7 protein-coding genes are annotated in these 6,520 nt (G+C 40.1%); all 7 read right to left on the bottom strand.

Annotation, left to right across the window (positions count from 1 at the left end; genetic code table 11):
- Positions 1-260: 260 nt before the first annotated feature.
- The 7 genes from ON16_RS02305 to ON16_RS15975 all read right to left on the bottom strand — a co-directional run bounded on the left by ON16_RS02305 (position 261) and on the right by ON16_RS15975 (position 6,518).
- The gene (locus ON16_RS02305; RefSeq protein WP_040659050.1) at positions 261-1,787 is read right to left on the bottom strand and encodes an S-layer homology domain-containing protein; all 1,527 of its coding nucleotides are present in this window, start codon (positions 1,785-1,787) and stop codon (positions 261-263) included.
- A 128-nt stretch (positions 1,788-1,915) separates the two neighbouring features.
- Positions 1,916-2,410 carry an SF0329 family protein gene (locus tag ON16_RS02300; RefSeq protein WP_040659048.1) on the bottom strand — a complete coding sequence of 165 codons (495 nt, stop codon included), beginning with the start codon at positions 2,408-2,410 and terminating at the stop codon, positions 1,916-1,918.
- A gap of 210 nt (positions 2,411-2,620) precedes the next feature.
- Positions 2,621-3,367: a hypothetical protein gene (locus ON16_RS02295; RefSeq protein ID WP_158441599.1), complete on the bottom strand. Its 747-nt coding sequence runs from the start codon at positions 3,365-3,367 to the stop codon at positions 2,621-2,623.
- Between the two features lie 157 nt (positions 3,368-3,524).
- Positions 3,525-3,929, bottom strand: coding sequence for a helix-turn-helix transcriptional regulator (locus tag ON16_RS02290; RefSeq protein WP_243441765.1), 405 nt, complete (start codon positions 3,927-3,929; stop codon positions 3,525-3,527).
- Positions 3,930-4,205: 276 nt separating this feature from the next.
- Entirely contained in the window at positions 4,206-4,697 is a 492-nt protein-coding gene (locus ON16_RS02285; RefSeq protein ID WP_040659045.1) for a hypothetical protein, read from the bottom strand.
- Between the two features lie 202 nt (positions 4,698-4,899).
- Entirely contained in the window at positions 4,900-5,832 is a 933-nt protein-coding gene (locus ON16_RS15510) for a P-loop ATPase, Sll1717 family (RefSeq protein ID WP_439645729.1), read from the bottom strand.
- Between the two features lie 11 nt (positions 5,833-5,843).
- Positions 5,844-6,518, bottom strand: a complete 675-nt coding sequence (locus ON16_RS15975) for a hypothetical protein (RefSeq protein WP_193372934.1) — start codon at positions 6,516-6,518, stop codon at positions 5,844-5,846.
- Positions 6,519-6,520 lie beyond the last annotated feature (2 nt).

Here is a 6,520-nt window from a genome sequence, read left to right as displayed (position 1 = left end):
TTGGGGGGGCAGGTCAAAGACGGATGTAAGTAAAGCATAATCTATTGAGCAGTCTCCGAGAGGGGACTGCTTTTTCCATACCTTTGCTAGGGAAATTTGCTATTAAATTTTTTTGAGCCCTATTTGAATATTTCCTTTTATCGGCAAAAAACAACTGCAAATAAACATAATCAACAACTTGGCAAACTGCTCAGTATTGCTACAATTAGCTTGTCCATTTAAACATTAGGCGAAGCTCACATCGGTAAAAAAGGCCTGCTTTATTGTTTATTTACAAGGATGTTTAAAGACGTTTTTCCAGTCTTCAGGTCCGAGGTGTAGCAATATGTTCCGGCCTGGTGTTCAATGTGTTCCATCGGAGTGCCTTCATCACTTACCAGCGGTTCGTCATAATGATACGAATAGTACAAAGTCAGAGCGTCATCGCTGAGCCACAGCTTATCCGGCTGCGAAGTCCTATTCCAACAGCTTTCAGACGGCATTGGCAGTGACAAGGTTTTTCCCTCTCCTACCGCGGAGCCCGATTTGTAAATAAGATTTATATCCGCGTAGCCGCCGTGTGACGTATTGGTCTCGCCGATCAGTATCGTGCAAGGAGTGGTTTCAATCGTCTGGGTTATCTCCAAATAAGTGTTTATCCTTGCCAGTGCTTCATTATAGGTGGGTTGCCTGTAACCGATTACCCCTTTTTTAAGCAGCAATTGAGTCTCCATACGGCAGACTCGATCCATGCCCTGACTCAAATAACTGGCATGCTTTGACTTACCGGGTAAAATATCTTCCCAACTTAGCCCCTGATTGGCAAGTTCATTGCAAGAATAGCATTCCAGACATTTAAGTGTATTCGCATCCAATTTTATCACCCAAGGTCCTGTACCGCCACCGTTTGTTCCTAAGGTGTTGTCTTCCTGAAAATCCGTTTCATAATTGTAGACCATGGGCTTAATCGTTGTGACACCATTCTCTTGATACATTTCAATAATTAAGTGACATTCGGTAGAATACTTGTCGAATGCCAACTGCCCCTGCACCTCTTTTTCTGCAATGGCAGCAGCGATTTGCTTGTCAATCTTACGGTAATACGCAAAGGGATCTTGAGGAAACGCGGCATCAAACTGAGCCTTTGTAAAGACGCCTTCATTTATCAGTTTATCTTTAAGCTGCAAAGAACTGTCCTTCATGTGTGCGTAAAGCGTGGCACAGGTAACATCAATCAGGTCGGATCGAAGGAAGTCCGCCTTGTCAATCTGCGTCGGCAATATGCCGCAATAGGAAGCCAAAGCCCACGGTAATTTGCAGGAAAAGTCCGAGCTGTCCTTATAGCCCAATATGCGCAGCATGAACGTTAGATAACCGGCAGCGCCCATCTTGTCTGCTGTGCCAAAGCGGGTTCCCGATACGCCCTTGGTGATTCCCTTGTCATAGGCATAGGAAACATAGCTGTCTGCCCAATTTGGAACATCTGTAAACGGGTGCGTTTTAGGATATGCTGCGGCTTCCGCTCCTTTACCAAGCAACCGGATCACTATAAGCACGGCTTGCATTCGAGTCACCTGCCGATCCAATCCAAAGTCAGTGGTTCCATCCTCGCGTTTTCCAACGCCTTGGATCAGCCGAATCTGCTCCATCTTGAGGGCAATATCGTTTTCAAAGCTGCTGTCCCTTGATTCCCAATCCCAATTAAGAGATTTGCTGGAATCCGTGTCTCCAATATCCACGGCGAGAACCTCAGAAACAAGAGAGATACACAATAGAATACAAAGAATTCCAGCCACTACCTTTTTCATTTTAGTACTCCTTACCTGTTGAGATTATCCTGTATAAACAAACTGTGCAGCTAGCAAGCCAAAATACCACAAGTTCATCTTAGCGCAACATTGCGAAGCAAATCAGCCGGACAAACGGAAATTTATCATTATGACAATCTCAGATGATAAAACTGTTGAACCCAAGGGGGATATTGTAAGTATTCATTTGCCGTTTTTATTTGATCCAAAGTTCTCTTTCCAATGCGCTTGTCCAGAATGACAAGAATTTTTATGATGTAATTCTCCGAGTCCAAGGCGTCTTTAATCGACATATTGCGAAATGTGAGAGCTGCGTCTAAAAAATCCATTTCACTGTACGTACAATCCGCATCCCATTTAGGCTTTAATTCTTCCACCATCTCATCATAAGGCCTTTGCCTATCTACTTTCCAAAGTTCTGATGTATCAGCTTCCTGATGATACATCTCGACCCAAGAAAAAACCACAAGTTCCTTTCCGTCCAGCCGAATCGCTGCACGGCCATAAGAATCATGAACGGAATGATATCTTGTCAGGAAAAAAGTAATTCTACTTTTTAAGGCATCACACAAGCTGTCGGTAAGCTGTTTGCTAAGTCCACTCCATGACTTATATTTTTCCATTACATCACTTCCAAAAAACGTCTAAAGTTCGATTTATCTGACTGCTTCCTGCTTCGCAGTAGCCGCCTTTTGCGAAATATGGTGGTCATACAAATCACCAATTAATTAAACCACGACATACCTGCCTCCTGCTATGGCCATGAACAGTCCAACTTTCGTCCGCACCCCCTTATCTTGTGCTCATAATCTTCACGACAAACTGAAATTGAGTTATTGAAGGCCCATGACAAAGAGTATCATTGCCACAATTGGTAGCACAGTCCATGTGATATACCTACCTGCAATTTCCCAGTCAGATGGTTCCGCCCGGTCTACATTGCGAATTTGGAAGGCTAAATTCCAACGGAACAGCTCATCTGCAAACAAAATAGAAATCGCTGTGACAATGCAGACAAATACACCTCCGAACCATGCAAGCCATTCACCTTTATGCGTCAGCTCAGGGCTATTCAACAAACCAAGTATGGCAGAAGCGGACGGCTCCATTGGGTCAATTATATTCCCGTTTTCGTCCATTGCAATTCCATTGCCTGTCGTCACCGAAAAAGCTATGTTTTCAATACTCCCATCCTCGTTGTATAGCCATCGGTATTCTCCCTGATCCAAGATGCCTCCACGAAATAGAATTTTTTCTCCCTGACGAAGCTCTACGCCAGTCATATACTCTCCCATCTCACTATCTTTCGGGATGGCGGTCGGGTCCTCCTTGGCGGTATAGGGACCGTAGATTTTATCGCCGTATTGGAACTCCACCGTTTTATCTGCATACACTGTAAAGCTAGTCTGCTTTCCCTGGATCTTGCCGGAATATACAGTATTGCCATTTTCCTGAGCTGGGATAAGGATGGTATTCTCATATGCAAAGCCCTCTCGGGCGATAGTCATGGGATAGATCACTGTAAACGCAAGAACCACGGCGATCATAAGAAGCAGGACTCCCTTTTGGTAGCGATCCAAGCGTTTGACCCTCTCCAAAGCTACACCTCCATTCCATAAACTCCAATTTGTCGTTCCACGCTAAATATAAATAAGCTTTAATATGCCTCCGTTAAATATAATGGGAAACTCATAGTTCTACAGGTTATGCACGTAATATTCATAGATAAGCTGGAATTTATTTTCTTGAATAGCTCTTTCCATTTTTCCAAACGATATATAAAATGTCTTTTAAAACTAAAACCGCATCTTGTTCACTGAAATTATATGATTCCCTTAATTTATCCAGCATCGCATTTAACCGTGAAGCAAAATTAGAAATATTTACCGTATCTTGGTATTGAACCAGAATTTGATACTTTTGAGCCCACGCTTTTGTCCAATCTATTTTTGCTTCTGCTTTTTCGTCGGATTTTTTTATAATTTCCTGTATTTCCTTTATCTCAATGTTAAAGTTAATAAGCTCATCTAATGACACCTTATATAACATCGCCATTTTTTTAGATTGGTAAATATCAGGTATTGTTTCATCTGTCTCCCATTTCGAAATTGTCTGCCTGCTTACACCCAACTTTTCGGCTATATCTTCTTAAGAAAGCCCGATTTTCTTTCTTGCTTGAAATAAACTGTTTCCTAAATTCACAATTTTCCCTCCTTATCAGTTTCTATAGTATTATTATACATTTTGATAAGGACATACTCCACCAACCATACTTACCATTTCCGCCCGTTTTCTTAACATATATGCAATTCAAAAATTTTACCATGATTATATTTCTTATTATCTGTATGCTTGGTAGCTCATCTTAAACATACTGCGAAGCTCAAAACACTTAGATTATACTTGACAAATCCGAGGTTATATTTGGTTGCTTGACTGAATCACTTTTCTTCCAAATGGTACAAAAAGAAATGGTGCAAGGTTTGCTGACAGTACAGAAAGGTTAAAACGATCTAGTATCTTCAATAAACCGGAACTCAAAATGCTAATCCAGTTCTGGAAGGTCGCCAATTCAACGCTGATGGATACTGGAAAGTTTGGTAGATATAGTTGCATTAGGGTTAGGGATAAATAAACAGCAGAGATAATGGTTGCAGAAACGGTAATCTCCGCTCTTGTCATAGTGCGAAAAGCCCATAAGCCTCCCAATAACAGTACTATCAAAAACAGTCCTCCGTTAAAAATTGCAGAGCGGAGAGGATCGGCAGAAACTTCAATCACCCCATCAACGCCTACGGTTTTTACTATAAAGAAAAACCTTCCTAAATAAACGCTGAGATAAAAGCTAATCCAACTGGAGGCAAGGCAGAAAACTGGCACTCTCCATAAAGTGTTGATTCGTATTTTCATATAGATTTTCCCTTTCAGTAAACAATCAAATTCCGGTTTATCGCCTCATCAACTTAAGTGCATTTTCTATATATCCATCATAAACATTAAGCGAAGTCTGGAGAATGCTCTGGGCTGCCCATTATTCCGCGTATAGTGGGCAACTTTTTATATTATTTCAAAACAATGAATTCGATTCAGGGGTTCTTTACAGTAACTCCTTTCAATCATCCAAAATAGGTGTACTATTTCGTCCAAGATTCAGCGCTTTGAGTAGAGCGTAATGCACACCATAAACAGATTTCAGTTTCACTTTTGGCTCCAGATGATAAATCTCTCTCTCGCGATAGCAGAATCTAAAAAACTCTTTTCCATCGTGAGTTCTATCATAATAGCAAATCATATTCAGGTCATAAAGTAATTGTAAAAAGTCATCAGGAGACAAGATTGCATCAATAAGTTCCATATTTCTTTCTGAAACCTGTTGCGTGTAATCTGTGTAAGAATTCATATATTCTGTGTACGTAAACTTAGACTTTCCATTGAGAAATTGAAAGAAAAATAGTACGGTACTAAACCCTTCTGGAGAAAATTTATGGAGGCACCAATCGCGAGCTTCATCAATATAATAATTAGAAATTTCGTTTTGGGTATCATTATTATTAAATTGGTCCAAGTCAGATTGCTGAGTTGTTTTTTCACATCTGGCTTGAATAGCTTTCATGATAGAAATAAAATCTCTTGGCCTGGAGAGCGAGAGTCTGAGACAGTTAATAAAAGAGTCATCATGAACTCTTTTTTGATAATTTGTGCTATCGGTAAACCAAGGGAAATAATAATCCCAATACTCATTCGCGGACAATCCTTCGTTTTGATAAGAAAGCAAATTATTACACAGATTAAATAGCGCTGAATCTCTATAATTTTCATATGTTGTACGCCAATCCAAAAGAACACCATTATCTCGAACTTTATTTGCCTGATTGTGGAGGGCAAGCTGTGGGAACATATCTGTTCTAATTGATAGTATAACTTTTAAAAAGCCGTCAGATTCCGGCATTGATCGGAACACGGATGTATTTACTTCCCAGATTGCAGTTGCCAATCCTTGGATGCAGGCTTTATACTCATTATCCGAAAAATCATCGACTTTTATATCAATACTGTCTATAAATAGAAATTTATTTTTTTAATTTTGAGTCTGGAAAACGCCTCTCTAAACTCTCTTTCCATATCTAAAAGATTGTTCTGAAATTTTTGAAGAGTTTTCTCGTCGCTGATTCGTTGGCTAGCAGAAGCTTTCAGCTCTCCCAGAAGGCCCAACGCCGCAAATTTCATGCCAGCCTCACCAGAACAAGCATTATCAAAAATGTATTTAAAAGTGGTAGCAATTTCGGGTATAAATGCATTATCATAGTAGCTGTCAATGCTATCCCTCAAAGATTCAAATTGTGCAGACCTTTTGGGACCGAATTCTGCTATATCCTGCTTGCTAATTAGCTTGGACATAATCATAAGCAAAATAATCTTCCAGACACGAGAGTAATCTGACAACTGCAAAAATCCCAAGTTTCGCAATTTCATAAAAATTTTATAATCGGTGGATTCCAAATTAACGACTTTAGATTGCGTATTGCTATAATCATAATTTTCAAGAAAAACGGCATATGCAGTTTTCCCCGTTCCCTTGTCACCAATCAAGAAATAAGTGTCCTCACGCATTAAACGTTCAAGTTTTTCGTCCTTTACAAATACAGTCGAGAAAAAGTCACGATATTTTTGACTGTTGCGATAATTGGATGCATCACCATAACCAAAATCCAAGTCAGATATTTTCTTCATAT

Origin of the sequence: Oscillibacter ruminantium GH1 (assembly GCF_000307265.1) — a bacterium.
Lineage (GTDB): Bacteria > Bacillota > Clostridia > Oscillospirales > Oscillospiraceae > Oscillibacter > Oscillibacter ruminantium.
This window is presented reverse-complemented; position numbering and strand designations above follow the sequence as displayed.